The organism is Occallatibacter sp., from assembly GCF_036502485.1.
Classification (GTDB): domain Bacteria; phylum Acidobacteriota; class Terriglobia; order Terriglobales; family Acidobacteriaceae; genus Telmatobacter.
Window position 1 is genome coordinate 1 of record NZ_DASXYM010000092.1, and the last position, 25,423, is coordinate 25,423.

24 protein-coding genes and 1 other RNA gene are annotated in these 25,423 nt (G+C 59.6%); 9 read left to right on the plus strand and 16 right to left on the minus strand.

The annotated features are described in order from the left end of the window. The coding region (locus VGL22_RS13070) for a hypothetical protein (RefSeq protein WP_465267374.1) at nt 1-1,287 on the plus strand (1,287 nt) is incomplete at its 5' end. A 322-nt stretch (nt 1,288-1,609) separates the two neighbouring features. Here VGL22_RS13070 and VGL22_RS13075 read toward each other — a convergent pair. The 6 genes from VGL22_RS13075 to VGL22_RS13100 all read right to left on the minus strand — a co-directional run bounded on the left by VGL22_RS13075 (nt 1,610) and on the right by VGL22_RS13100 (nt 7,464). Beyond that, nucleotides 1,610-1,978 carry a hypothetical protein gene (locus VGL22_RS13075; protein ID WP_465267375.1) on the minus strand — a complete coding sequence of 123 codons (369 nt, stop codon included), beginning with the start codon at nt 1,976-1,978 and terminating at the stop codon, nt 1,610-1,612. Between the two features lie 1,231 nt (nt 1,979-3,209). Next, nucleotides 3,210-4,460: a TrbI/VirB10 family protein gene (locus VGL22_RS13080; RefSeq protein ID WP_465267376.1), complete on the minus strand. Its 1,251-nt coding sequence runs from the start codon at nt 4,458-4,460 to the stop codon at nt 3,210-3,212. Nucleotides 4,461-4,479: 19 nt separating this feature from the next. Beyond that, complete coding sequence (locus VGL22_RS13085) at nt 4,480-5,280, minus strand: hypothetical protein (protein WP_465267377.1); 801 nt, start codon at nt 5,278-5,280, stop codon at nt 4,480-4,482. 152 nt (nt 5,281-5,432) lie between these two features. Continuing rightward, nucleotides 5,433-5,915: a lytic transglycosylase domain-containing protein gene (locus tag VGL22_RS13090; RefSeq protein ID WP_465267378.1), complete on the minus strand. Its 483-nt coding sequence runs from the start codon at nt 5,913-5,915 to the stop codon at nt 5,433-5,435. Continuing rightward, a complete protein-coding gene (locus tag VGL22_RS13095; protein WP_465267379.1) occupies nt 5,912-6,766 on the minus strand; it encodes an AAA family ATPase in 855 nt (284 codons plus the stop codon). Before VGL22_RS13095 ends, VGL22_RS13090 begins: the two co-directional genes overlap by 4 nt. A 434-nt stretch (nt 6,767-7,200) precedes the next feature. After that, complete coding sequence (locus VGL22_RS13100) at nt 7,201-7,464, minus strand: hypothetical protein (RefSeq protein ID WP_465267380.1); 264 nt, start codon at nt 7,462-7,464, stop codon at nt 7,201-7,203. A 287-nt stretch (nt 7,465-7,751) separates the two neighbouring features. Between VGL22_RS13100 and VGL22_RS13105 the strand changes: the two genes are divergently transcribed. After that, nucleotides 7,752-8,684: a hypothetical protein gene (locus VGL22_RS13105; RefSeq protein WP_465267381.1), complete on the plus strand. Its 933-nt coding sequence runs from the start codon at nt 7,752-7,754 to the stop codon at nt 8,682-8,684. Nucleotides 8,685-8,687: 3 nt separating this feature from the next. On the opposite strand, the gene VGL22_RS13110 is transcribed toward VGL22_RS13105, so the two are convergent. From VGL22_RS13110 to VGL22_RS13125, 4 genes are all read right to left on the minus strand, one after another. Further along, nucleotides 8,688-9,077 (minus strand): tyrosine-type recombinase/integrase, encoded by a 390-nt coding sequence (locus VGL22_RS13110; RefSeq protein WP_465267399.1) that lies wholly within the window; start codon nt 9,075-9,077, stop codon nt 8,688-8,690. Nucleotides 9,078-9,595: 518 nt separating this feature from the next. After that, nucleotides 9,596-9,950, minus strand: a transfer-messenger RNA (tmRNA) gene (ssrA, locus tag VGL22_RS13115). Between the two features lie 74 nt (nt 9,951-10,024). Next, on the minus strand, nt 10,025-10,441 hold the full coding sequence (locus VGL22_RS13120) for a hypothetical protein (RefSeq protein WP_465267382.1): 417 nt from the start codon (nt 10,439-10,441) through the stop codon (nt 10,025-10,027). Next, nucleotides 10,438-10,890: a PCYCGC motif-containing (lipo)protein gene (locus tag VGL22_RS13125; protein WP_465267383.1), complete on the minus strand. Its 453-nt coding sequence runs from the start codon at nt 10,888-10,890 to the stop codon at nt 10,438-10,440. The genes VGL22_RS13120 and VGL22_RS13125 overlap by 4 nt, the downstream gene beginning before the upstream one ends. Nucleotides 10,891-11,264: 374 nt before the next feature. Here VGL22_RS13125 and VGL22_RS13130 point away from each other — a divergent pair, with 374 nt between their 5' ends. Further along, nucleotides 11,265-11,501 carry a hypothetical protein gene (locus VGL22_RS13130; protein ID WP_465267384.1) on the plus strand — a complete coding sequence of 79 codons (237 nt, stop codon included), beginning with the start codon at nt 11,265-11,267 and terminating at the stop codon, nt 11,499-11,501. 30 nt (nt 11,502-11,531) lie between these two features. On the opposite strand, the gene VGL22_RS13135 is transcribed toward VGL22_RS13130, so the two are convergent. Next, entirely contained in the window at nt 11,532-12,122 is a 591-nt protein-coding gene (locus tag VGL22_RS13135) for a DinB family protein (RefSeq protein ID WP_465267385.1), read from the minus strand. An 829-nt stretch (nt 12,123-12,951) separates the two neighbouring features. On the opposite strand from VGL22_RS13135, the gene VGL22_RS13140 reads away from it, so the two are divergent. The 6 genes from VGL22_RS13140 to VGL22_RS13165 all read left to right on the plus strand — a co-directional run bounded on the left by VGL22_RS13140 (nt 12,952) and on the right by VGL22_RS13165 (nt 20,871). Further along, nucleotides 12,952-14,151, plus strand: coding sequence for a cysteine desulfurase family protein (locus VGL22_RS13140; RefSeq protein ID WP_465267386.1), 1,200 nt, complete (start codon nt 12,952-12,954; stop codon nt 14,149-14,151). 3 nt (nt 14,152-14,154) lie between these two features. Further along, nucleotides 14,155-14,676, plus strand: a complete 522-nt coding sequence (locus tag VGL22_RS13145) for a hypothetical protein (protein WP_465267387.1) — start codon at nt 14,155-14,157, stop codon at nt 14,674-14,676. 12 nt (nt 14,677-14,688) lie between these two features. Continuing rightward, nucleotides 14,689-15,879 (plus strand): tRNA 2-thiouridine(34) synthase MnmA, encoded by a 1,191-nt coding sequence (gene mnmA, locus VGL22_RS13150; RefSeq protein ID WP_465267400.1) that lies wholly within the window; start codon nt 14,689-14,691, stop codon nt 15,877-15,879. A gap of 185 nt (nt 15,880-16,064) precedes the next feature. Further along, the gene (locus VGL22_RS13155) at nt 16,065-16,784 is read left to right on the plus strand and encodes a hypothetical protein (RefSeq protein ID WP_465267388.1); all 720 of its coding nucleotides are present in this window, start codon (nt 16,065-16,067) and stop codon (nt 16,782-16,784) included. 92 nt (nt 16,785-16,876) lie between these two features. Beyond that, entirely contained in the window at nt 16,877-18,838 is a 1,962-nt protein-coding gene (locus tag VGL22_RS13160; protein WP_465267389.1) for an alpha-L-arabinofuranosidase C-terminal domain-containing protein, read from the plus strand. 170 nt (nt 18,839-19,008) lie between these two features. After that, complete coding sequence (locus tag VGL22_RS13165) at nt 19,009-20,871, plus strand: glycoside hydrolase family 13 protein (protein WP_465267390.1); 1,863 nt, start codon at nt 19,009-19,011, stop codon at nt 20,869-20,871. A gap of 478 nt (nt 20,872-21,349) precedes the next feature. On the opposite strand, the gene VGL22_RS13170 is transcribed toward VGL22_RS13165, so the two are convergent. The 5 genes from VGL22_RS13170 to ribH form a co-directional block, all read right to left on the minus strand. Then, nucleotides 21,350-22,456: a YncE family protein gene (locus VGL22_RS13170; RefSeq protein ID WP_465267391.1), complete on the minus strand. Its 1,107-nt coding sequence runs from the start codon at nt 22,454-22,456 to the stop codon at nt 21,350-21,352. Between the two features lie 41 nt (nt 22,457-22,497). Beyond that, nucleotides 22,498-23,052, minus strand: coding sequence for a hypothetical protein (locus tag VGL22_RS13175; protein ID WP_465267392.1), 555 nt, complete (start codon nt 23,050-23,052; stop codon nt 22,498-22,500). Nucleotides 23,053-23,188: 136 nt separating this feature from the next. Beyond that, nucleotides 23,189-23,701 carry a YtxH domain-containing protein gene (locus VGL22_RS13180; RefSeq protein ID WP_465267393.1) on the minus strand — a complete coding sequence of 171 codons (513 nt, stop codon included), beginning with the start codon at nt 23,699-23,701 and terminating at the stop codon, nt 23,189-23,191. A 305-nt stretch (nt 23,702-24,006) separates the two neighbouring features. Then, nucleotides 24,007-24,429 carry a transcription antitermination factor NusB gene (gene nusB, locus VGL22_RS13185; RefSeq protein ID WP_465267394.1) on the minus strand — a complete coding sequence of 141 codons (423 nt, stop codon included), beginning with the start codon at nt 24,427-24,429 and terminating at the stop codon, nt 24,007-24,009. Next, nucleotides 24,426-25,343, minus strand: coding sequence for a 6,7-dimethyl-8-ribityllumazine synthase (gene ribH / locus VGL22_RS13190; RefSeq protein WP_465267395.1), 918 nt, complete (start codon nt 25,341-25,343; stop codon nt 24,426-24,428). Before ribH ends, nusB begins: the two co-directional genes overlap by 4 nt. Nucleotides 25,344-25,423: the final 80 nt, after the last annotated feature.

The window sequence follows — 25,423 nt, forward strand, 5'->3', positions numbered from 1 at the left end:
CAATGGAAACGGAGGTCGGAAGACCTGGCATCCGAACTCCGCAAGACGCTTGTCGACGCGCGCGGTCGGGCGCAGTCATTGCAAGAAATTGTCCCAACCCAGACACTTCCCCACGTCGCGGAGATGACTGAAGTGGCTAGCGCAGCAAACCAATTCCGCTCAAAGACCCTAGCCATGTTGACACAGTTAATTGAGGAGGCATCGGACGGTCAGTGGCTTAATCCCGAGCAACAAAAATCCCTAGCCGCCCTGGAAGCCACGATTTCGCAACACACGGCTGCATATCAGGCGTGCATCGCAGAGAGTGCGAAGAATAAAAAGCAGCTAGACGAGATTCAAAGTCTGAATAAGCAACTAAAAGACTCGGAAGCTGCACAGATCGCATTGGAAACGGAGAGGACAACGCTGGACGCAGCCCTATCCGAGCAGGGGGATGGCCCAACGACGCACCTCTTGGCGTCTTTGAAAGTGAGAGGAGACATTCTAGAAAAGCAATGCGGCCAGATTTTTGAGCAGGCACAACATGGCTTTCGTCCTGTTCTCGTTCGTCTCGGAGACGGGCGAGAAATTCGGGCGGCCATCACGGAAATAATCGAAGGTAGGAACGTTAAAGACAGCGAGCAAAAGATTTCCGACCTAAGTTCTGTTGTTACCGAAGCCAAGAATCCAGTAACGAAGTGGCAAGGGCTTGTTGCCGAACTCGATACACTCGTTGCAAGCCGCGAAGCTGCGACGCTGCCTTCGGCGCCCATTCTCTCTGCGGCCGGTTTCACCTATGCAAACATCGAGTCGCTTCGTAAGGGACTTCAACAAGATACGCTCGAAAAGAACAGATTCTTCAATATTCACGACAGAATTGAATTCGAATTTAAGCGCGGCATCACGGCAGATGGCGCCGAGAATTTCGTCCCGTTCATATCAGCATCCCCGGGGCAGCAAGCGACATGTCTGCTTGAGACGCTTTTGTCGCAGGACGGCGCACCACTTCTCATCGATCAACCTGAGGAGGACCTGGACAACGAGCAGATCCAGAGCGTGTCGGAACGGATAATGACCACGAAGAGCCTCCGCCAACTCATATTCGTTAGTCACAACGCAAACATTGTTGTAAATGGGGACTCTGAATTAGTGGCATGCTTCAAATACCGGGACCAAAATGACAATTCAGCCGGCCTCATCTCTCCGGTGGGATCAATTGATTGTGAGCCGGTTCGAGAGACGATTACGTCCGTGATGGAAGGCGGAAAAAGAGCCTTTGAGCTACGAAGGGAGAAGTACGGGTTCTAGACTGCCTCCTCCTCCTTTCGTAAGCGCCCGATGTTAGATACCGAAAAACGCCCATTTGGACGTGCCCCCGCAGATGTTATGCGTCCAAAACCGCAGCTGGAGCCGGGCTCGGGTCCCACGGACTTTGAACCGGGGGAGCCAATCGAGCTATCTCCTCCGATCCGCAGAGTCCGCAGCGCCGCCCAGATGAAGTCGAGACTGTTTCGCAGTTATCGCAGTAGACGGCGCTCTCGACAGGAATCGAAACCAGACCCGGCTCACGCCTAATCATCAATACATTGCGCATATGCCCTCCCTTAGGTCCGAGGTGAAAGATTCGGCGTTAGGCAGCAGTTCTGGACGCCTCCTTTTCAAGCTCGGCCACCAGAGTTTTCAGCATTTCCAGTCTGGGGATAGTGGTAATGGACTCGATCCGCAACCTGTCGACGATGGCAATGAACGATGTCTCGCCAATCTCCTGCGCCAGGGTGTGTGCCTTGCTGACTCCACGGGAGGCCCGCTCCATTGCCTCGGCAACATCCGCCTGCAATTGTGCATTCGGGATGGCACTTGCCAGCCGCGTTCGCGCGACGCGCCAGAGGATCTCTCCATAGATCGGGTCTCCCAGGATGCGCTGAAACCCCTCGATCCTCACCGTTGTCTTCTGATCGATCGGGCCACGTTGCTGTCGCCAGGTTATGGACAACGGCATGGCATCCGTTTCGCAGCTGAACCCGTATCAATGCGACCAATGCGGTACCGCGAACATCGTGGCTGCGCCCGTCCTCTATCAACAGGGAACACACACCTACTCCACCAAGTTCCATTCCGGGGAGACCCAGTCCTTCTCCGCCCAGGCCGTTAAGCCTCCGGTTCTTCGTAGGTATACGCGTCCGCTTTTCCTCTGGGGTTTTGGAATTTTCTTTACCGTTTTCTGGGGATCCGCAGGCCTGCGCGCGATTGCTCGCAATCCCGGCTCTCTTGGGGATGTGGAGGGTCCAATTGGATTTCTTGTCTGCTCCGGCCTCATTTGCATTGTGGGTATGATTCTCAGCTTCCGTAAGATTGCTCGCTACAATCGAGAGGTCTATCCCCGCCTCTACTGGAATTGGGAGCACACCTACGTTTGCAGGCGCTGCGGGAAATTCCGCCTTATCCCTTGATAGTTGAAAGAGCCGTTCGATCGACACTGGGGAGGACGAATCCTTCGCGGAAGCCGCTACCTCTGCGGATCGATTTTCCAAAACAGACCTCACAAGTGCCGATGCGGCGATCAAGCCGGCGGGACCGATTATTGCCCAAACACACTTTGGGACATCGGGAACGATCTTTGCTCATTTCCGAATTGAGCAATCGGGAACGAAGATGGCTCAACCACACACTGGGTCATCCGGACCGATCTTTGCCCATCCGCACGATGGGGCACCGGGATCGATCTTTACCCATCCGCACATTGAGGCATCGGGATCAATCCTTGCTCATCCACACGATGGGACATCGGGATCGATCTTTACCCATCCGCACATTGAGGCATCGGGATCAATCCTTGCTCATCCACACGATGGGACATCGGGATCGATCTTTGCCCATCCGCACGATGGGGCACCGGGATCGATCTTTGCTCAATTCGCGAATTGGGTCAATGGGACCGATCTTTCCCCAATCCGCACTTTGGGACATCGGGACAGATCTTTGCTCAAACTGCATTTTGGGGTTTCGGGAGCGAAGATTGCTCAACCGCACGGTGGGTCATTGGGACCGATCTTGACCCAAGCGGTCATTGCATCACCGGGAAGAACTATGCATCGTAGTCCGCACCGAAGACGCGTTGCAAGGCAACTTCGACCCACGCAGGCAAGCGCTCATGCCACATGCTCACCGCACACAAAAGTGCCCTGGCGCACAGGATGGGGCCGGGAGAAAAGTGTGTGATATGCTGCGCCTTACTGGACCGACGGAGCGACTTTGTGAAGCTCGGAAGGCGGACGTTCATGTTTGGTGAACACGACGTAGATCTTTGTGTCGGCGGGAACGGAAACGACCACGCGACTGTTGGCATTGACGCTCATGACTTCGGAATCGCCCGCCGTGCCAATATTCTCGGCCAACCGCTCCCTGAGCAGGTCGTCCTCGGAAAACGCGGCACTCGAATTGTTGCCCGCCACCTCGGCTAGAACCGAACCAATCCCGGAAGCAGCGCGCACCAGAAAGTTCTTGCCTGTGTTCTTCCCGTAGACATTTCCCTTGATCGGCCCGAGATCGAGCCCGGTTCCAATCGCGTCGATCTTCTCCCGAGCGCCATCGAGCAATTCAATCTCGTCGAATTTCACGCTGACGAGCCCGCTTCGATCGGCTTGCTGAAGCTGACCGTACACGCGCGCCCCGGCAGGAACAATGATTCTATCCCCAATGGCGTATGAGTATTCGACGACGGCTACCACGGGGGCCTGCACAGCGCTCGATATCTGGGTCTCGAGCTTGGCTTGAATGCGGGTTCCCGGCGTAAGTTCCAGTCTTGATGCGCCATCGTCCTCAGGATTGACTGTCGGAGCTGAACTGGCCTGGTTCTGTGCCAGGCTCCGCACGAAGATGAGCGATGGCTCCTTCAAAATGTTCTGCTGCGTTTGCGGTGTCTCGGCCGGCAGAGCCCCGCCGTGGGGAGCCGGATCTTCCCACTTCTGCTGTGTGTCTGCGAAGGAAGGCACTGCTCCCAGAGAACTAGCGACAGGAGGCTTGCCGGCGAATGGCTTGGTGGTTTCGCCACCATTTAGCGTGCGTGTGCGCCGAATGTCGCTTGGCCCAAGTTGACCGGTCGTGTTGTCCGGCGCTGGCGTGCGCGGGGCGTCCATCAGCGGCGTCACGCTGCTTTTGAAGGGGGTCACTTGCTCTTGTTTTGCTTGCTGATACTGAGATCGCTGTTTCACTGGAGTCGGCTTCCTCGGCGATTTGGCGACGATAGCCGTAAAGACAAAGAAGAGGACGGCAACGGCCAGTCCGCTGCCAAGAAGAATCAGCTTGCTCTTGCTGATTCCTTCGACTCCCTTGACGTCAGCTCGGGTCGCGAACTTCGGAGCGGGCTCCGGGTTGCCATTGAGACCCTGCGTCGAGGGATGCTCAAGTATCGGCCCTGCGGAATCCACCACTGACGTCGGCAAGCCGCCGTTTCCATTCCCGTTGTGGTCGGTGACACTCATAACCTTTCACTTCTCCTCTCTACTTGCCATCGCCCGAGATGGGTGGGGTGAATGGCAGTCGGATCAGGACGGGACGATCTACCTGGTCTGCCTGCGCGATTTGCAAGAACAGCTTTTCCGTCGATTCCTTGAAATTCGGCCGATCGAACACAACCACGCCGTCAGCGCGCTCACCTGGTTCAAGGCGGGTCGTGCTCAATCTGTAGTCGCGGATCTCCAACTGGTCCGAGATGATGCCTTTGCCTTCCTTCTTTTTCTTCTTTGCCGCTTGGCGTCCGGTGATCTGAATCTGAGGCGGAACGATCTCGACCGGTTCATTCGAGCTGTTCAGGATGGAATAGGAGATCACCGAGTCGTTGATTAGCTGCCGCATGTCCCCAATCGATGTCTCAATCTGCTTGTCCTGCCACTTCGTCCATTTCGGAGCATTGATTTTTTGTTGCTGCTTGAACTCCTCGTCGAGACTCGAAAGTGGTACGAAACCTGAGCTCGCTTCCCCGGCACCCGTGTCATGATCCGGTTGCTTGCCGGGTCGACTTGGCATCGCCGGGGTGGGGGAATCATCAGCAATCAGGAAGCTCCGCGAGGCCCTGTACTCGATCAGGAAGTCAACCGGCTGGGATTGGTTCGCAAGACCAGCGCCATCGCTGACCAACTCCAGCGTCACGTGCTGACCTGATTTCGTCGCAATCAGCAAATTCGATTGAGCTGCCTCTTTGGTGATGGGCTTGACGTAAACGTACTCCGGCTCGCCCTCGTTGTGCTCGGCTTTGAACTCGCCGGTACTTCCGAGAATGACGGATGTGATCTCCTCCGGCATGCGGATCGTCGACTCAAACTCCGGCCGCAAATGCAGAACGGTGATCTCTCTCGGATTGATCGTGATTGTGGCAACACGCGCTCCAACTGGAGTGTCCGTCGCGCTAAGGCGCAGCGGGATGAGGAATGCGACAGGGATGATCCAGCGAAGTTTCATTGGGTTGACCTCCTCGGCGGCCTCATGGCCTGATGCTTGCGAAACATGTACTGCCTTCGGACCGCCTGCACGTAGGCCACAACATCCGGATTGCGATAATCCAGTTGCTCTCCCGCAATGCCGCGGTCGCCTGCATAGTAGGCTGCGCTCACCAGACGCAGATCGCCGTGGAACTCCCACATCAGAGCCGTCACGTAACGCGTGCCTGCCGCGATGTTCTGTTCGGTATTGAACGGGTCGAAGGCGCCGAATCGTTTGGCAGTCGCCGGCATGAGTTGCATTAGCCCCATCGCCCCCTTATCTGAAACTGCCCTTGGATTCCATCGCGACTCTACGTCGATTAACGCGGCGATTAACTCCGGAGGCACGCGATAGTGTGCCGCATATTGGCGAACCAAGGCCGCCGCCGGCGCAGGATCGGCCTGTCCAAAGCCGAACCGGGGAAACGCGAACAATAGCAGGAGCGGCCATCGCCTCATGAACTTATCCCTCCGTGAAGCCCAAGACCTTGCGCGAACCGTGCACCGTCGTCAAGCAGGCTCTTGAATCCTTCGCGGAGCAGGAGGTGCCTGCGGTCTTTTTCGGTCTTGGCAAGGAAGGGCAAAAGAACATCGCGCAGCTCGGCGGTGACGTGGTCTGTTCCGAGCAGCTGCAATGCGTTCGCAAAATCGATCATTTCCGAGACCGATGGCGGCTTTTCGAGTGAGTAGTTACGGAAGGAGAGCGCTATTCCGGCCACCTCGCGATGGAAGCTCTGATCGGCCTTCGGCGTGCGGCTGGCAATGATCTCGGCCTCGCGCTCAGGCGCGGGGTGCTCGACACGCAGATAGAGGCTGCGCCGGCGTATCGGGTCTGCTAAGCGGCGCTCCTCGTTGCTCGTGAGCACGACAAACGGTATGCTCTTTGCCGCAACCGTGCCGAATTCCGGAATCGAAAGTTGCCATGCGGAAAGGATTTCCAGCAGCATGGCTTCAAAACCATCGTCGACCTTGTCTAACTCGTCAATGAGCAGTACGCAGGGCGACTCGCATTCGAGCGCGCGCATTAGGGGACCGGGCCGAAAAAAGTCGCGCCCCTTGAGGTTTGCTTGGACGGTCTGCCAGTTTTCGTGCTGGCCTTTCGAGAACTCCATGTAGAGCCGCTGCAGGCCCTCGTCGAAGCGGCCGATTGCCTTGTCCTCGGTCACTCCGCGGTAACACTGGAGCCGCTCGACGTGCGTGCCTGCTGCCGCTGCGACTGAAATGGCTAGCTGGGTCTTGCCTGAGCCTGCAGGCCCTTCAAGCAACAGTGGCTTCTGCAGCTTGGCCGCAAGAAACACCACCTGGATCATAACTGGATCGATGAAGTACCCCGTCGCGGCCAGTTTGTCGGCAAGATCGGTGATCGACTCAAACATTGCCACTCCCTCGTGCTTCCGCTGGAATCGGCGTCACACCATGTCCGGGCTCAATCGTCCGACCACAACGCGAACGGTTTGATCCAAGGACGGCCTGAACCCAAACATTGGCGACCGATGTGGCCCCTAATACGGCAAGGAAAACCAAGATTCCGCGCCCCCAAATGTCTCCTGGCCAAGCCTTCCAGATCGCTACGCCGTAGTACACCGTCGCGACCGCATTAAGAAGCGTCAGCAATAACGCGATCATGAAATACCCTGTGCGTCCCTTCACCTGAGCCTCCTCGAATGCCGAGTCAGCATGAGGCGGCTTCAAGATTCAGTCAAATTCGGGGATGCAAGCGTTCATGTAGCTGGGAAATCACCGATCAGGAGATACTCTGCAGACGCCGATGGACGCGTTGGGCGATCCGCTCGGGGATTCTCAAAGAGGTGTAGCCTCTCCTCACTCTCGTCGGCTGGTGAGCGATCTTGATGACTCCCGGCTCCTTGATAAACAGGCGTCGAATCGTGCTTTCGCTGAAAAACCAGAGCTTTGACAACTGGGCCACGGTGTAGTGTCTTTCGAGTGCCTGCAACCCCACCGGTTTCTGCAAGGTTTCTGGACCATTAAGAGCGTGTTGGAAATCCATGTGGCATCTCTCCTGGGTCGGATAACGCTGATCGGGCCATGACGAACCGCCGAGAACGCTGATGGAATCGGCGGATTCATCAGACCTGCACAAAGTAGCTGGAGTTCGAGTTGGAAATTCGGTCAAATTGATCGATTGCATGGAAGAAAAGGAGGCGACGGCTGACGCGAACGTTCCGGCGCGCGGGGCCCGGCAGAGCGGTGCTGGCTCGCCTGGGTAGGCGAGATTGGAAGAAAATAGAATTCAGTGCAAGGGCATGGGGAACGATTCTTTCGGAGGCTATCCAGTTGAAAGACAAGTTCAGAGCACGGACTGTCGATTCTTCGGACTCAACTCGAGGCCCTGAAACCGACGAAGCGCTACGCCGGGATGCGGAGGCTCGCGAGACCGCATGGCGCGCCGAAATGCTCGCCAAGTTCCGAAGAGAAAAAGCGAGCCCCGATTTTATTTACGCATTCGAGAAGACCGGTGATTTTGTGACCAGCGAGAATCGGGACGATTGGAGCGCGAAGGAACTCAAGGAGTGGGACCGTCTGCTCCAGGAATACCATCGGCGGACGGCAATGGAGGGCCGGCTCATCGATCTTTGCTTCCGCCTGCATCACGAGTCCGGCCGATCCGCGATCGGCCGGCAGAGACGATTCGCTGCGTCGGAGTTTGGGATTGCCGTGCTTTCCGCGCACGAGCAGGGGATCAGTTCGTTCGCGGTGGAACAGATCTTCCGTGAATCGTGGCTGGACGTTGTCGTAAGACGCAGCAGAGCCGCGGACAGTGAGTGGGAGCCGACCGATCACCACCGCTTCGACTATGTCGATCGCGCTTCCGTCAGGAACGTGCTGAACCAGCTCCGTGACGACCTGCCGGAGCAGCGCCTTCCGGTTTCGACGGGCGCAGCGGTCGAGAAGCTAATCGCGAAGATCGAAGCGGCTCGGGCGACCGACGGAAGCTGGTTCGGCAAACCGCCTGCTCCCGGTGTGGAAGGAGAACGCGAGAATGCCGTTGTTATCGACGAGATAAATCACGCCATTTTTCACTGCGGACAGGTAGGCATACCAGAGGACGTGATCGAGTCAATGCTGCTGCGCTCGTGGATTCGCATGCTGATCTTCAACGAGCATGAGGACGAACGCGTCTTCCATATCCTCGACAAGTACTGGGAACAGGTTCACGCCACCTTTCAGATCCGCATGGCGGGATATTCCGGCCTCCTCGTCCAGTGACGGTCACGCCGTCCGGATTTTCCGTCTCGTGTTGTCGATCAGCCCCCACCCCTTTTGTTTGCTGGTGGGGCGTGCGGTTTTCGGCGGATGGTTGTTTGGTCCCTGACCTGCGGGCTCGCCGACCTTCCACGCGTTGCGCACGCTCTTCTGGAGTTGGACCTGCCGTGCCTTCACGAAGGGAGCGTAGTGTCGCTCCGTGATCTTCACCGAAGAGTGCCCGAGGAGTATCGAGACCTGATCGATGGGAACTCCGGCGAGCAACATCTCGACCGCAAAGGTGTCGCGGAACATGTGGGGATGGCAACGCTTCAGCTCGCCATCGAGCCCTCGAATATCAGCCAGCTCGAAGAGACGACGATAGGCTGACCGGCGGACTGGGTACCGCTTTGAGATGTGGAGGGCGCATTCACCTCAGGTGGGGCTGCGGCCGGTCCCGGCGAAATCGGAACGGAGGCGGTGGCCGTAGACTGCGGTTGAGCCGCCGAGGCGCGAAGAGGTGAGGGCGGAGCGGCAGGTGCCGTGATCGGGTCCGCGTGAAGACCGTCTAGCGGTAGCCCTCTCGACAGAGCCTCTTCCAGTTTTTCGCGGAACTGTTCGGCCTCGCCCCAAACCCTGGTCGAGGCACTCTTCCGGAAGCGCTCATGGTTAAACCTGCCTTCGACCCACTTGGGGCAGTTGCAGCGGTTGCAGAACCGGTCACGTTTGAATTTGCAGTCGGAAGAGTGACGGGTGAAGACGAACGAATCCATGAGGGCCTCCCACTTCAGCTGGAGTTTTGCTCGAACGCTGAAATGGGTCAAAAAATCGGGAGGCTTTGTGTCCCTGGTACAAAACGGGTACAAAACGGTCACAAAAACGACCCGACTTTTAGGCCATGATTGGTAAGTGTAAGAAAATAAAAATCTTAAGTATGGTGGAGGCGGCGGGAGTCGAACCCGCGTCCGAAATCGCTGTCAGCCAGGAGCGTTCATGCTTTGTCCGGTTCCGCATGTTTTCGCCTCCGGCACTCAGAACGGACAAGATGCGCCGAAAGCTAGTCCGATTGATCTCGCTGGAAGCCGCCCGGACCGAGCCGCCCCAACCAGCCTGCTGTGCGACGCCCTTTCTCAGCCCACAGGCGAAGCCGAGAAGGACGGCTACTTAGTTAATTAAGCAGCAAGTGCCAGATTGTTGTTGGCAACTTTTGTTTTGCGAGCGATTACGGGTGCCCACACCCCGACATGCCTCCTGTGCCGCAATCGATCCCGTCGAAACCGTGACGCCCCCATTTACGACCTGTCTATTGGATGATGCGGACAGGAGGTTCGGTGCGAGCCGGGCCGGTGGGCCGTGCTGCTGTCCTATTCTATCCTGAAAGGCACTTTGGAGCGGTTGTGCGTCACGCGCGACTCGACCCTTTCAAGGTTTGTCTCAGGGTCCAGGAAGAACCATACATACAGCCCGGTCTCTGCAAATGGGCTGCTTCCCTTCAGGTGGCGAGCCTCAGCTCGGATCACATGCCTGCCCGGATCGTACCTAAAATGCACTCGACGCTCGCGCAGAACCGTTTCCACGCTCGATTCGGGGGTGCCTGAGACCAAAGCTCCGCGCAACTCGCGATCGAGAGTTTCGGGGGCAGTCTGGAGCAAGTCCCTGTCACCGCCAGCAACGACTCCACGAAGCCAGTGCAGGTAAAAGGCCTCCACCCCGATGGCGCAGATCGAGATACTAAGCACACCGATCAGCGCGGCTGTACTGACTGTGCGGCCGATGGTCACTGTTTTTCGAGGTCGATCGACTCGTAGTCGTGTTTCGCAATGCCGGCCCGGATTTGTGCAGGCGTCTTGCCGAGCTTGGTCTGCTGGTAGGCGTAAACGCCTTCCTTGGCGCAGGTAGAGCACTCGGTGCCGTGCAGCGTCTCAAAGCAGCTCCGCAGGCTGGTATGTCCCAGGGCGCGGTCACATCGGCAGTTGCAGGGAAGCTGATAGATCACGTTGCTGGCCTTGGCGGCCTGCTGGTAGACATGCACCTGCCACGGATAGCGGAAGTTTTCACCGGTCAGCTTGTCGCCCGCGATGATGGGTGGAAGCGTGCTTACCTTCAGGGGCGCCGACGGATGGTACGCCGGCACATCGTCGGCAGGGTTAGCCCACTGCGCATAGCTGACAGCGGTGAACATGGCGGCAGCAAGGGCGAGGAGTGGGCGTGCGTTCAGCAGCTTTTTCATCGGCGGGCTCTCTCTATATGTGGATTGTAGACGAAGGCAAACTTCCGGGGTGAGCGGCTGCCATCAACCGGCGACCCACCGGGCGCGCCATGGGGGTTTGAAGAGAGCATCTCGGATGTCGAACCCTGTTTTGAGCAAAAAAAGACGGCACGAACGGTCGAGCTGTTCGTGCCGGGAGGCCAGTGACGCAAACTACTTCCGGTAGAGAAGATGGCGGAACGGCCGTCCTCACCACCGGAATAACTACACATTACTATAGATGCAGGGAAAAGCAAATACAGAAATCGATATTTTGAGGATTTATTTGTTTTGCGTCCTCTACGCCGTCTGGACGTCCAAATCCAAGGACACCCTGAAAGGAGAAACCCAAGCTGATGGAAGCTGAACCAACAGATTTCGATTCAGGCACATCCGCGAGCCCCGCTCACCCCAGCCAGAACCTGCCGGCCTGGATCAAGGTAGGTGCCGTGGCTGCCGCATCGGCATTGGCGGGCGGATTGGCCGCTGCGTGGTTCTATCGCCAGACGCTTGTGCGGCTTCAGAACGCAGAAAACTCGGTTCAAAATACCGATTTCGGGATTTCTCTCTCGGATTCCGAGGAGGACGAGTAGCCTCGCCGCCCTCCTCGGTTCGCGCCAGACCTACATGTTGCCGCCGCGGCTCGCCGGGGGCACAATCCCGTTCATGCGCAAGTAAACGACCAGTTGCCCATAGTGATCCATCAGGTGCGCCAGCCCGAATGAGGCCATTCCGGCGCGCGTGCCGTGTGCGGTGGTGATGAACGCGTTTTCGGCCGTGATCCCGTCCACGAGGCTATGCGCCTGCTTGAAAGAATCCTTGAGAGCCTGCACGATGTCTGCTTTTGTGGTCAGTTTCCCGATTGCGTCGCTCTTGGTCTTGAGTTGCTCCTCGGTGATGTCGGGACCGCCGTAGAAGTACCAGTTGGCATCCGCTACATGCTTCACCTGGTCGCCAAATGAGCGCACCTTCGCGAATTCCCCCTGGCTTGGCACAAAACTGTACTTGTCCTCAGGCATGGCTTCTGCCAAGTCTACGAACTCCTTCTCCATGCCGGAAAGCAGCTTTCCATAAATCTGTGCGGGGGGCTGGGCGGCGCCAACAGCGGGCTTGGCCGGCTTGCTGTCCGCGCTCTGCGCAAACGTCACGGCCGGTAGCGAGGCAAGTATAAGCAGTGCGAGCGCGCGGCTCGCAGAACGGCGATAGATCTGCATCGGATCTCCTCCACGCAGAAGCCTTCGGTCACCCGATTCAGCACGGGAAGACGACGTGTGTGACTGCATCGGGTCCGCTACTCGGGAGCAGGACCGGCTTTCGCTGCGTGACGGAAATGTAGCAGACGCGCGTTCGCCCGCGGCACGCAAAGGAATGAAACGGTCACCGGAACAGGCAAGGCGGGATTTAGTGGCACAGGAGGTTGATTTAACTAGAGGGAACACACCGAGGTATACCGAAGTCCCCACTCATCTTTGACTGGAGAACCAGGAAGGTATTTTTCCTGCGGTGGTGAGGTGATATCGGAACTCGCTGCCCTCGTGGATGAAAGGGCAACGAGTGCCGATCTTAGGCTGCTCTTTCTCCGGCGGTGTGCACCTTCGCATGCTTCTTGACGTTACTCATGAACTGATGCTGCCGATGAAAGCAGATCAGGCAGCGAACGGGCAGGCGGAGCAAGACCAGAAACGGTACATCACCGAGTCTGAATCGCGACGAACGCAATTCATGATGAGAACAACGGGAACATTGCATATGTATGACCTCAGCTTTCCAAGGCAAGGGGAAATCAAGCAGGTGTTCAGTCGCACAGAGGGGAGGGTAACCTGCTCTTTAGCTTACAGCCATGTTTGCGCTACATCAATGTTTTACCTATGAAAATCGGCAGGTTTGGCGCAGGGCAGGTACCCTGTTGATCTCCACCTGATTGTGTTACCTCGGTGACGCGAGCTGGGTACTCGAGTCTGTAAGCGACTGGAGCCACAGAAGAAGCGCTTCGCGCGTTCACGCCGCTCGCAACGTGTGTTGATTACCTGCTAGGCTGAAGACATGCCGGTCATCCCTACAGATCCGCGTCTCACCCGGGTCTATATGGACGCGAACGCCACGACTCCACTTCTTCCGCAAGTGGTGCAGGCCATGCACCCTTATTGGATGGAGCACTTCGGCAATGCTTCGTCGATCCATTTGCACGGGCAGCAGGCCCGCCGGGGCGTCGATCAGGCGCGGGAGACGCTCGCCGAGTTTTTCAACTGCCATGATGCAGAGGTGGTCTTCAACTCCGGCGGTACGGAGGGCGACAACACCGCCATCTTCGGTCTGCTTCGGCCCGGAGATCATTTCATCACCACGGCCATTGAGCACTCGGCAGTTCTGCAGGCGGCCCAGAGAGTGGCCGAACGCGGGGTTGAGGTCACCTATGTAGCGCCTCTGGCGAGCGGCCTGATTGACCCCGCCGCCATCCGCGAAGCGCTGCGGCCGCAGACTCGCCTGATCAGCGTGATGCTCGCCAACAATGAGACCGGCGTGATTCAGCCGGTCGAGCAAATCGGCAAGATTGCAGCCGAAGTGGGCGCCTTCTTCCATATTGATGCCGTGCAGGCGGCGGGAAAGATCTGCATCGATGTGCGGAAGATCGGCTGCCACCTGCTCTCCATCAGCGGCCACAAGATGCACGCGCCAAAGGGCATCGGCGCGATGTATGTCCGCCGCGGCACGCCTGTCGAAAGCCTCCTCGTGGGCGGTAGCCATGAACGGCGCCGCCGGGCCGGTACTGAAAATGTGGCCGGTATTGTGGGGATGGGTAAGGCAGCGGAACTGGCCATGAAGAGCCTGGAAGACGGCACCATCGAACGGGTTGCGGCTCTGCGCGACCGCCTGGAACGCGAAATTCTCCAGCTCCCCGGCAGCGGCGTCAATGGCATGGGCTGTGACGGAAATCCTGTGGCCCGTGCCGCGAACACCACCAACATCTGGTTCGACCACGTGGAAGGCGAGGCGCTGGTCATCGCGCTCGATCTCAAGGGAGTGGCCGTTTCGGGCGGATCGGCCTGTCACTCCGGCGCCACCGAGCCAAGCCACGTCCTGATGGCCATGGGCCTGGACAAAACACGCGCGCGCGCCAGCCTGCGCTTCAGTTTGCTGAAAACCGCCACGGACGCAGATGTGGACCACGTTCTCTCGGTGGTTCCACAAGCCGTCCAGCATCTGCGGTCCGTGTCGCCGGTTGAGGCCGGCACCCGGGGCTGATCTATGGCCGTCATCGCGCGCCGCATCGGACGTCCGAGCAGCAAATGGACCCGTAAGGCCCTCTACATTGCTGTTGGGCTATGCGGAGCCGCCGCTGTTCCGCTGGCAGCCGGCCTTTACAGCAGTGCCTCCCGCGGTCTGAATCCGCTCACCGCATGGGCCTGCACCTCGGAGAAGCGAGGCAGTCTGAGCAACGTCTCTGGCTGGGATCTTGAGATCGAGCACACCACCTGCGACCTTTTCTCCAGACAGGAAGCTGTCACGGTATACGCCTCGCGCCGTGAGGCCGGTGCTTCAGGCCGGCGATGGTTCCGGAGCCGTGCGATGGTGTTCCGGTACGTTCCAGGCTCATCCGACGATCTGCTGCCCTCGTTCGAGTCCACTGGCCCAGACCGTATCCTGATCACGGTCCCCAGCGTGGCCTCTGTGGCCGTGCAGAAGTACGCTCTGGAGCAAACCGCCGTAAACTACCACATAGGGCACATTGAGTACCCGGATCCCGCCCGGCTGGGCCAGGCACACTGAGCCTGGAAACCCCTGGTCCGCGGAGTCCTCTCGGCCCGGTTCGCATCGAATAGAAGAATGCCCCACAGTGAAACCATCGCCGTAGCCATGTCGGGAGGAGTCGACTCGTCGACCGTTGCGGCGATCCTCGCCCGGCAGCTCTCCGGCCCGGGCGCGTCGGTGGTGGGCCTCACGCTGCAGCTGTGGGATCAGACTCGGCTGGCCGGCAAGCACGGCATCCCTGAGGCTCCCAAGGCGGGCCGCTGCTGCTCTCTCGACGACGTCTACGATGCGCGCCGCGTTGCCGAGCATCTCGAAATCCCTTATTACGTGGTGAACCAGGAAGAGCGCTTTGAGCAGGATGTCGTTCGTCCATTTGTGGACGAATATCTGAACGGCCGCACGCCAATTCCCTGCTCCCTCTGCAACAACCACCTCAAGTTCGACCAGTTGCTGAAGACGGCGCGCTCCATTGGCGCCAGCCGTATCGCCACAGGGCACTACGCGATCAACGAGTACGATCCCGCGCGCAAGCGCTGGATTCTCAAGCGGCCCGCTGACCTGGCCAAGGACCAGACCTACTTTCTCTTCGGTCTGACCCAGGAGCAGCTCTCCCACACACTCTTCCCACTCGGAAACATGACCAAGCCAGAGGTGCGGGAAGTGGCGCGGCAGCACGGCCTGGCGCTTGCCGAGAAGCCGGATTCGCAGGAGATTTGCTTCATTCCCGGCGGCGACTACAAGCAGTTCCTCACTGCGTATCTGGAAGAGCAGGGCCGCGACATGCCTGACACGAGCGGCGAACTCGTAGCCAGCGATGGCCGCGTGCTGGGCCGCCACGAGAGCATCTCCGGTTTTACCGTGGGCCAGCGCAAGGGACTCAAGGTGGCCTCCCCGTCGCCGCTCTATGTCCTGCAGATCGACCCAGCGAGTCATCGTGTCACGGTGGGAGCCGATGAAGAACTTGCCTCGCGCAGGCTGCGCGCCAATCGCGTGAACTGGATCAGTATTCCCGAACTGACCGCGCCGATGCGTGTGAAGATCAAGATCCGCCATCGGCACGAACCCGCCTGGGCCATGCTGGAGGCGCTGCGTGCGGCGGAGTCCGGAGATGGCGCAGAGGTGCAAGCCACCTTTGATGAGCCGCAGCGCGCCATCACGCCCGGTCAGTCCGCCGTGTTTTACGACGGCGATGAAGTCGTAGGCGGCGGCTGGATCTTTTAAGTATTGCTGCCCCCCAGCAGATCTTTTGCAGTTACTGTTTAGGCCCCTTCGCTTCAGACTTAGCAGGGCCGCGATACAGTTGTGCTGTGAGAGGAAAAGCCATCGGCTCAACCAGAAGGGCGCCCCGCTCGTTTCTGCGGCTGCTTGTGGCGGTTTTTGCCGCGGCCTTTCTGGCGCAGAGCGGGGTGACACAGAAGCAAGCGCCGACGCTGGCGCAGGCGCTCAATTCAACGGTCTCAGACTTCGGCGCCTCTTTCGCGTTCAGCCCGCCCATCTGCTCTGGCTGTGTGGAAACAGAGCTCGGCTACCTTTACCTCGAGGACGGACACTACGCACCCGCTGTTGTTACCGTGGCGCCGACCTGGCTACATGGCGATGCCAGCGTGCTCGCCAACGTCCTGGACTCCGAGGCGCCGGGAAGCCACCGCACCACTCATTTCGGGAACCGGCTCGATTTCGCGCTCCGCTGGAAGCTGATGGACAAAGACGGGCTGGTATTGACCGCGGCTCCGTGGGGGACCGCATTTGTACGCGACGTTCAGGGGGGCCGCGCCGGCGCTGTGCTTCTGCCGCAATACACCTGGGGCAAGAACCAGGTGGTCGCGCAATTTTCGCTCACGGGCGCTGTCGGTGTCTCCGCGGGGAATCCGCGCACCGATTATCAGGAAGCGTTCGACTACACGCGCACGGTGGGCGATCGCGGCTATGCCGTGTTTCTAGGAATGCTGCATGAGATCTCAGGCGGAGACCAGAGCATCGGCACGGAAATTGGGGGCATCATTCCCTTCCCCCGAGGACAGATCGAGATTGCCTGCGAGCAGCTCACTCTGAACACCGATCCAGCCGCTCAATTTCAGGCGCGCGTCATCGTGAACTGGGGTAAGGTGTTCAACCGGCGTCGTTGACTGCGGGGGCTTTTCTTCCTCGCGGGGGCATCAGGCGTTGTCCGAGCCTGTGCGATATACTCCTTCCGAGTCTTGAACAGGGGTTTCTCCGCATGTCAAAGAAAGCGTTTACGCGCACACTCGCGTGCGCGTCGCTCGCCGTCGCTACCCTCGCTGCTATCGGGCAGCATCCCGTTACTCTCACGATCCATCCGGACCAGCCGACCACGCCCGTCAGTTCCCGCCTCTACGGCCTCATGACGGAGGAGATCAATTACTCCTACGAAGGCGGCCTCTACGCCGATATGGTTCGCAACGCGACCTTTCGCGGCGACTGGAGCGGCATTCTCTACTGGTACCTCCTTGAGCAGGGCAACGCCTCGGCTTCCATGCGCCATGACGCCTCGACGGGCCCCAGCGAGGCGCTCAATTCCAGCATCAAGCTGGAAGTGAAGCAGGCGGACGCGCAGAACCAGGCCGGCGTTATAAACACCGGCTGGTGGGGATTCGGCGTCAGGCCGAACACCGAGTACAAAGGCTCGTTCTACGCCAAGGCGGGCGCCGCCGACATGGGCCCGGTGACGGTGAGCCTGGTTGCGGATCAGACCGGCCGCACCCTCGCAACCGCAAAGGTGGAGAGCGTGGGCACCGATTGGAAGCAGTACACCTTCACGCTGAAGACCGGCGCGATTGAGGCGAGTTCCACGAATCACCTCACCGTCTCCGTGGGACACGCGGGTACGCTCTGGCTGCAACTTGTCTCGCTGTTCCCGCCCACGTACCACAATCGGCCGAGCGGATTCCGCGCCGATCTGATGGAGAAGATGGCCGCCATGCATCCGACGTTCCTGCGCTTTCCAGGCGGCAACTACGTGGAGGGCGACACCATCAAGGAGCGCTTCGACTGGAAGAAGACCATCGGTCCGCGCGTTGATCGGCCCGGGCACCGCAGTCCCTGGAATTACTGGTCAACGGACGGAATGGGGCTGCTTGAGTTCCTGGAGTGGTGCGAGGACCTGCACATGGATCCGTTGCTTGCGGTGTATGCGGGCTACTCGCTGCATGGCGAGCACGTGAATCCCGGCGCGGATCTTGAGCCCTACGTGCAGGACGCGCTCGACGAGATCGAATACGTCAGCGGCGGACCGGACACCAAGTGGGGCGCCCAGCGCGCCAAGGACGGACATCCCGAGGCGTTCAAGCTGACTTATGTGGAGATCGGGAACGAGGAGTGGTTCGACCGCTCTGGCAGCTACGACGGCCGCTATGCACAGTTCGCCAAAGCCATCAAAGAAAAGTATCCCAACCTGCTGTTGATCGCGACTGCCCCCGTCACGAGCAGCAAGCCGGACGTGCTTGACGAGCACTACTATGTGCGCGCCACGCAAAACTTCAAAGACGCGACTCACTACGACGCCAGCCGGGAGGGCTCGCCTTCCACCATGAAGTGGGATAACGGCCACTACGACCGCGCCGACCGCAAGGGGCCCAAGATTTTCGTGGGCGAGTGGGCCACGCGCGAGGGTCTGCCGACGCCCAACATGGGCGCCGCTCTGGGCGATGCGGCCTGGATGACGGGTCTGGAGCGCAACAGCGATGTGGTTGTGATGGCCTCGTACGCTCCGCTGCTGGTGAACGTGAACCCTGGCGGCATGCAGTGGGAGACCGACCTGATTGGCTACGATGCGGCCAGCAGCTACGGCTCGCCCGCCTACTATGCGCAGGTGATGTTCGGCTCATACCTGGGCGATCACACGCTGGCCTCGAAGGTGGATGGCGCAGGCGACAAGTTCTTCTACTCCATCACCGGCAGCGCGGCGAAGAAGAAGCTTTATCTCAAGCTGGTCAACGGCTCTTCCACGGCGCAGATGGTCGATATTGACTTTGCGGGCGCGAAGCTCGCGTCCTCAGCAAAGCTGGTAAGTCTCAGCGCCAAGGATACGCAAGCCACCAACAGCATCACGCAACCGAAGGCCATTGTGCCGGTGGAGAGCGCTGTGCCGGTACAGGGCTCGCACCTCAAGCACAGCATGCCGGGCTACTCGATCCAGGTAATCGAATTAACCCTGCAGTAGAAACGTGGGGCGCCTGCGGAAGCCAGGTGGCGCCCCTCAGCAATCACGGCAACGGAACGCCAGGCAGACACGCGCGGGAGACTCGAGTCTCCCGCGCTTTTTCATGGGCACCGCCGTCGCCTACGCACGCGCCGCGCGGCGGTAGGATAGGGAGCGGAGACAAGACAGCCATGCCTGCGACACCTGATGTACCTTGCCCGCATCACACCCTCTCGTTTCTCAAAATAGCAACGCTCCTGGCCGCACTGGTGTGCAGTTCCGGAGCCGCTCAGCAGCCCGCTGCATCTCAGTCCGGCGTCAACACCGCGAAGGCGGCTTCCCAACTCATCAACGGCTATGCGCCGGCGTGGTGGAAGGAAGCGGTTGTCTACCAGATTTATCCGCGCTCGTTTGCCGATTCGAACGGCGACGGCATTGGCGACCTGAACGGGATTACGCAGCACCTTGATTATCTGAAGAAGCTCGGCGTGAATGTGATCTGGCTTTCGCCGCACTACGACTCGCCGAATGCCGATAACGGCTACGATATCCGGGACTATCGCAAGGTGATGAAAGAGTTCGGGACGATGGCGGATTTCGATCGCATGCTGGCGGCCATCAAGGCTCGTCATATGAAGCTGATCGTCGACCTGGTTGTGAATCACTCTTCTGACGAGCACCGGTGGTTTGTCGAAAGCCGCAAGTCGAAGGACAATCCGTATCGCGATTACTACTTCTGGCGCGACGGCAAGCCCAATGCCTCTGATCCGGAACACCCTCTACCGCCGAACAACTGGCATAGCTTCTTTTCCGGCTCGGCGTGGCAGTGGGATGACATCACCAAGCAGTTTTATCTGCACCTGTTCGCAGTGAAACAGCCGGATCTGAATTGGGAGAATCCCAAGGTGCGCGAAGACGTCTACTCCCTGATGAAATTCTGGCTCGACAAGGGCGTGGATGGTTTCCGCATGGATGTGATCCCGCTGATCTCAAAGCCGGTGGGGCTGCCCGATCTGGATCCCAGGAATGCGGTGGAAGTGCTGGCGAACGGACCGCATCGCGACGAGTATCTGCAGGAGATGAATCGGGAAGTTCTATCGAAGTACGACACCATGACGGTCGGCGAGGCGATCGGCATTTCATTGAAGGAAACGCCGAAGATTGTGGGCAGCGGGCGCCACGAACTGAATATGATCTTTAACTTCGACGCGGTGCGCGTGAATCGCGGCGAGTTCTATTCGGAGCGCAAGTGGACTCTCCCGGAGCTCAAGGCAATCTACGACCGGCACGCCACGGCGCTGGGCAAGGAAGACTGGGATACGGTCTTCCTCTCGAATCACGACAACCCGCGGCTCGTCTCGAACTTCGGCGACACCACGACAGACGAGTTCCGCGTTCGCTCCGCCAAGCTGATCGAGACGATGCTGCTGACCCTTCGCGGCACGCCTTACATTTACGAGGGGGACGAGCTTGGGATGACGAACTATCCGTTCCACAAGCTTGACGACTTTAACGACATTGAAGTGAAGAACGCGTGGAAGGAGCGCGTGGAGTCGGGACGCATGCCGGAGGCGGAGTTCATTGCGGAGTCTGCTCGCTTTGGCCGCGACAACTCGCGCACGCCGATGCAGTGGTCCTCGGCAGCGAATGGGGGCTTCACGACTGCCTCCGGCAAGCCGTGGCTGCCGGTCAATCCCAACTACACTTCGATCAATGCGAAGGCGGAGGTCCAGAGCGCTGACTCGGTGTATCGCTACGTGCAGCGTGCGATTGCGCTGCACCACTCGAGCCTTGCATTCACGTACGGCGATTACAAGGATCTCGATCCCGAGCACCCGCAGGTGTACGCCTACACTCGAACGCTCTCAACGCCAGGCAAGACGGCGGAGCGCTTTCTGGTTTTGCTGAACTGGAGCGAGAAGCCCGTCGACTACACCATTCCCGGCGATATCAAGCCGGTGAAGCTGGTTCTAAGCAATGTTCCCGGCGCCGCAGCGGCCCAGGGGCAAAGTGTGAATCTGAGCGGCTGGGAGGCTCGCGTGTACAGCTACTGAGAGTTGTGTGCGGAGGCGGTCCGCGGTCGTGACGTGGCGTGCTGTTTTGACGGAACGCCGGGACCGCCTCATGCTGCAGGGGGTTGGCTGATGAGTAACACGCATGCGAAGGGCCCAATTTTGGGCGGGTCCGTTGAAGGGATCCATCGGCCTGTCTGGGTGGGGGGTGGAGGGGGCAAAAATGTGAGCCAGATCACCGAGTGGCTTCGGTCAACCAATTGAAACTAATCTACTTAGATATTTATTTTCTGAAAACTCAGGAAAAAGCTCTACTTCGTAATGCTTCAGTTAACTTTGGTTCTTCATAGATCGACTTCAGACTTGAGGTATCCCGGCGGTGCATGTCGCTGCAGCCGATTGTTCCTGCGAAAACAGAGGCAGGTCTGGTGGAGTACGCGCCCGTACTGTTTGCAGTGATGAGTATGGGGGAAGCCGGGAGGCTCCGCTGTGAGCGCCATCACATATGTGTGTGCGTGGATTATTTTCCGGGGACCCATGCGAGGCCATCCGGCCCGCTGCCCGCGTCAATGTGCCCCACCACGGTGAGCGTCTTCAGATCGATGACTGCCACGTAGTTATCCGGCGTGCACGCCACATAGGCGCGCGTCCCGTCGGGCTGCATTTCGATTCCGGCTGCGCCACGCCCGATGGGAATGCGCTTCTCGACATCGTGCGATGCCGCATCGATCACGACGAGATCGCCGTTTCCCAGCATTGAGACCAGCGCACGCCTTCCATCGGGAGTAAATTTCAGCCGGTTCGCCGATTTCACATGCACGTCCAGAGTGGCCGTCACCTTCTTCGCGTTGAGGTCGAGCACGGACACGGTGCCGTCGCCGGCGTTCGCAATCCATGCCTCTTTGCCGTCGGGGGAAACGTCGAACCCCTCATCGCGCATACCCACGGGAATCACGGTGGGGTTCCAGTCGCCCCCCGCGGGAAGAATCGCGCCCGGCGGAAAACCGGGGGGAGGTGGACCTCCGGGAGAGCCACCCGATCCGCCCGGACCACCCGGACCGCCAGGGCCGCCCGGCGGGGGAGGCATGCCTCCCGTGGCCTCTTCGAAATCGAGAACGCTCACCGTTCCGGCGTTCACGTTGGTCGTCACAATCCGTTTTGCTCCGGGGAACACATACAGCATGTGGGTGCGATTCTGGCCGGTGCCGAGAATCCAATCCACTTTGCCGGCAGCGGGATCGTATCTGCCGATACACTTGTTCACCTCAGCCGTGAACCACACCTTGCCATCGACAAAATCGAGGCCATGCGGTCCCTTCAGCGGACTCAGATCGATGGTGTTCTCCGGCTTCAGGTTCACGAGGTCGATGACCGTGATGGTATGAAACCGGCCGCCGCCGTAGTTCGACACGTAAGCACTTTTACCGTCAGGCGAGGCTACGACCTCGTGCGGATCGTCGCCCACAGGCGCCTTGCCCAGCACCTTCAGCGTGGCCGGATCGACGATGGCGACGGTGTGATCCTGTTTGGAAAGAACCAGCAGATGGCCCGAGGCCGCCGTCTGCGCGGCGGCGCTCACGATGCACAGGGACAGGGCGCTGGAAAGCAGGGGAACACGAAAGCGCATGTCGGACTCCGCCCTCAGCTTAAATGAGTTGGGCCGGGACGCTAGACGTACTGCTTCCGCTCGGCGCGGATTTCTTCTTCGGTGGGCGGGCGCCGGCGCGGCGATGCGGGCTGACGCAGGGTATTGACGACCGCGCGGGCTGCCGCCACGAAGCCGGAAACCTGTTTCACCGGAGTGTTTACCGCCACGTTGAGGATATGGCCGGCCTTCTCGACGCCGTCCAGCGCGCTGGTTGTCATGGTTTCCATGCGTTCTGCCTGGCGGCGGATGCGCTCGGTAATCTCGTCGGCCGAAGCGGTAATGCGGGTAGTCTCTTCCCGCGCAATGCGTGTAATTTCGGCCAGGTCGCCAGCCGCGGCCTCGAGTTTGGGTTCGAGCCGCGTCACCAGGGCCTTGGTTTGTTCCAGCAACTCGTGGCTGGTGGCGAGGACGGGTCGAATGCGGGCGTCCATCTCGTCTGCGTACTGGCGAGCGGATTTTACCGCTTTGTTGGCTGCGACGGCGCCGATGAGCAGCACAATAACATGGACCAACACAGAGGCGCCGTAGATAGCGACCATCCAGATCAAAATGGTGTCCAGGTGTTGCGATTCCATATGTGCCTCACAGGCCGGGCGGCGAGGTTCTGATTCCGGTGGCGTCTACGACGGACAGGACCCAGCCGAACGTGCCTTGGGGGCACCGTCGGCCGGGTCCGAAATCCATCAACGGAGTGTGTTGCGTGGAGGCAAGCTAGACGCCGCTGCCGCCGGTGGTGGGTGTGGGGGTGCTGCTCGAGCCGGAGCCGAACGCGCCGCTACCGCTACCGCTAGCGCCGGCGCCATAGCCCGTGCCCGAACCGGTGGTGCTGGAGGCTGTGGAAGCTCCTGTTGTGGTCGCCGAACGGAATGCCTGCCGTCCTGCGTCGACCGCGTCGGAGACCTTGCGGCCCTGCTCGCCGACCAGGCTCTTGCCGCGCTCCACGAACTCTTCCCACTGGGCCCGTCCGCGATCCATCACTTCGCGGCCGCGGTCCACGTACTCGCCCACCTGATCACGGCTCTTGTCGACCATGGTGCCGACCTGATCCGCAACCTGTTGGCCGCGGGTACGCAGATACTCGCTTCCTTCACGTGCGCTGTTCGCGAGGTCCTCCCGGGTTTCGCGTCCGCTTTTGGGGGCGTACAGAATGCCCGCCAGCGCGCCTACGCCGAGGCCCGCCAAAAACCATGCAAACCCGTTAATATTGCTGCTTTCCTCTGCCATACGAGATCTCCCTTCGTTGTGCCCGAAGAATGCCGGGTGCGTTCTTAAGACTCTCAATCTTACCGCAAAAATGCCGATTGCAGAGCCAATGGCAAAAGCGGATACTCAGACTGCTCCGGCGCCCGCTCCGCCAGCTTTGGTTCTCTGCGGAGATGAGCCCTTATACATCGCTGGGTAGACCGCTCTGGAGTTACAGACAGACGCCTCGGGCTGCATCCGCCTGCTGCCTCGCCTTCTCCGTGTTGGACGCCGCTTTGATGGGGGGAGTTGCAAGGACGCTCGGCAGTGTGCGCGTTGTGACTCTGCTACTTGCCGATCAAGCTGCGTGCTACGGTGTCGAGAACGCCGTTCAGAAAATTGATGGACTCGGGCGCCGAGTAGCGTCGCCCGATCTCCAGCGCCTCATTGATGACGATCGGAAACGGCGTTCCTTTGAACCCGATCATCTCCCCAATGGCCATGCGCAGCAGATTGCGGTCCACGGCCGGCATGCGCTTCAGCCGCCAGTTTTTGGCGTTGGCGGCGATCAGGTCGTCGATCTTCTCGAGGTTGAGGGTGGCCACGCGGAACAAGTCCTCGGCAAATCCCCTCACCTCGGGCTCAACTGTGTCGTCACCGGCCTTCCAGAAGGTAGCCCGCACCTCATCCGGTGTCTGCTTGCCCAAATCGGCCTGGAACAGCATCTGCATGGCCAGCTCGCGGGACTTGCGCCGCGTACCGGCCGTCATGCGCCGGCTCCTGCCAGCAGCTTGCGCCGCAGGCTCACCATTTCGATTGCGGCCGTGGCGGCTTCAAATCCCTTGTTGCCCGCCTTGATGCCGGCGCGATGCAGCGCCTGCTCCAGCGTTTCGCACGTCAGCACGCCAAAGCTATGCGGAATTCCGGTCTCCTGCTGCGACTGGCCAATTCCGCGGGACACCTCGTTGTAGATGGCTTCGTAATGCGCGGTTTCGCCGCGCAACAGGCATCCGAGCGTCACGATGGCGTCCAGTTGCACGGTTCCACGGGCAGCCTCATTTGCCAGAGTGCGCGCCGCCTGGGGAATTTCCCATGCACCGGGCACACGGACCGTCATGATGTCGTGGCGGGCCGCCCCGCTGCGCACCAGCGCGTCGATGGCGCCTTCGAGCAGCCTGTCGGTGATGACCGCATTCCATCGCGCCACGACGATGGCAAACCGCATTCCCGCGGCGCTCAAATCGCCTTCGAGGGCAGCGGGCTTACCCTTCATCGGATCGTCCCACGCCCAGAAAGAAAATGCCTGCCCGGGCTCGATCTCGATTGTGAAGCAGCGCGATTTCCAATGCGTGCCGGTTATGTCTGAGATGGCTGCGCCCGGATCCAGGCCTTCGGCGCCGGCCCACCGCGTCACGGCCTGGTGCACGGCATCCAACGAGGCTACTTCGATCGCGACCGGTGCTAGCTGCGGTAGTTCTCCGTCCACAAACTCGAGATTTCCCAAGGGAGCGACAAACGAGGCCCCACGGCTTGAACCCGCGGTCTGCGCCGACGACCCGTCGCCTCCTCCAGCGTCGGCCCAGCCACGGCCAGGCTCGAATCCGAGCGCCGCAAAGAACCCGGCCAATCGCTCATAACTGTTTCCATTCGCGGTGGGGCGAATGAAGGAAATCCCTTTGATCATGATTCGATTCTATCGTGCTGCACTGCCTTTCCCCGGTTACAGATCCGCGGCCGAAAAATCAAACGGCCGGCTTTTCGCCG

Excerpts from the sequence above, each read along its gene's own strand:
- VGL22_RS13075 (WP_465267375.1), bottom strand. The coding sequence starts at position 1,978 with ATGCCGTTGTCCATAACCTGGCGACAGCAACGTGGCCCGATCGATCAG.
- VGL22_RS13080 (WP_465267376.1), bottom strand. The coding sequence starts at position 4,460 with ATGAGTGTCACCGACCACAACGGGAATGGAAACGGCGGCTTGCCGACG.
- VGL22_RS13085 (WP_465267377.1), bottom strand. The coding sequence starts at position 5,280 with ATGCCGGAGGAGATCACATCCGTCATTCTCGGAAGTACCGGCGAGTTC.
- VGL22_RS13090 (WP_465267378.1), bottom strand. The coding sequence starts at position 5,915 with ATGAGGCGATGGCCGCTCCTGCTATTGTTCGCGTTTCCCCGGTTCGGC.
- VGL22_RS13095 (WP_465267379.1), bottom strand. The coding sequence starts at position 6,766 with ATGATCCAGGTGGTGTTTCTTGCGGCCAAGCTGCAGAAGCCACTGTTG.
- VGL22_RS13100 (WP_465267380.1), bottom strand. The coding sequence starts at position 7,464 with ATGGATTTCCAACACGCTCTTAATGGTCCAGAAACCTTGCAGAAACCG.
- VGL22_RS13125 (WP_465267383.1), bottom strand. The coding sequence starts at position 10,890 with ATGAAAAAGCTGCTGAACGCACGCCCACTCCTCGCCCTTGCTGCCGCC.
- VGL22_RS13130 (WP_465267384.1), top strand. The coding sequence starts at position 11,265 with ATGGAAGCTGAACCAACAGATTTCGATTCAGGCACATCCGCGAGCCCC.
- VGL22_RS13135 (WP_465267385.1), bottom strand. The coding sequence starts at position 12,122 with ATGCAGATCTATCGCCGTTCTGCGAGCCGCGCGCTCGCACTGCTTATA.
- VGL22_RS13140 (WP_465267386.1), top strand. The coding sequence starts at position 12,952 with ATGCCGGTCATCCCTACAGATCCGCGTCTCACCCGGGTCTATATGGAC.
- VGL22_RS13145 (WP_465267387.1), top strand. The coding sequence starts at position 14,155 with ATGGCCGTCATCGCGCGCCGCATCGGACGTCCGAGCAGCAAATGGACC.
- VGL22_RS13160 (WP_465267389.1), top strand. The coding sequence starts at position 16,877 with ATGTCAAAGAAAGCGTTTACGCGCACACTCGCGTGCGCGTCGCTCGCC.
- VGL22_RS13165 (WP_465267390.1), top strand. The coding sequence starts at position 19,009 with ATGCCTGCGACACCTGATGTACCTTGCCCGCATCACACCCTCTCGTTT.
- VGL22_RS13170 (WP_465267391.1), bottom strand. The coding sequence starts at position 22,456 with ATGCGCTTTCGTGTTCCCCTGCTTTCCAGCGCCCTGTCCCTGTGCATC.
- VGL22_RS13175 (WP_465267392.1), bottom strand. The coding sequence starts at position 23,052 with ATGGAATCGCAACACCTGGACACCATTTTGATCTGGATGGTCGCTATC.
- VGL22_RS13180 (WP_465267393.1), bottom strand. The coding sequence starts at position 23,701 with ATGGCAGAGGAAAGCAGCAATATTAACGGGTTTGCATGGTTTTTGGCG.
- nusB (WP_465267394.1), bottom strand. The coding sequence starts at position 24,429 with ATGACGGCCGGTACGCGGCGCAAGTCCCGCGAGCTGGCCATGCAGATG.
- ribH (WP_465267395.1), bottom strand. The coding sequence starts at position 25,343 with ATGATCAAAGGGATTTCCTTCATTCGCCCCACCGCGAATGGAAACAGT.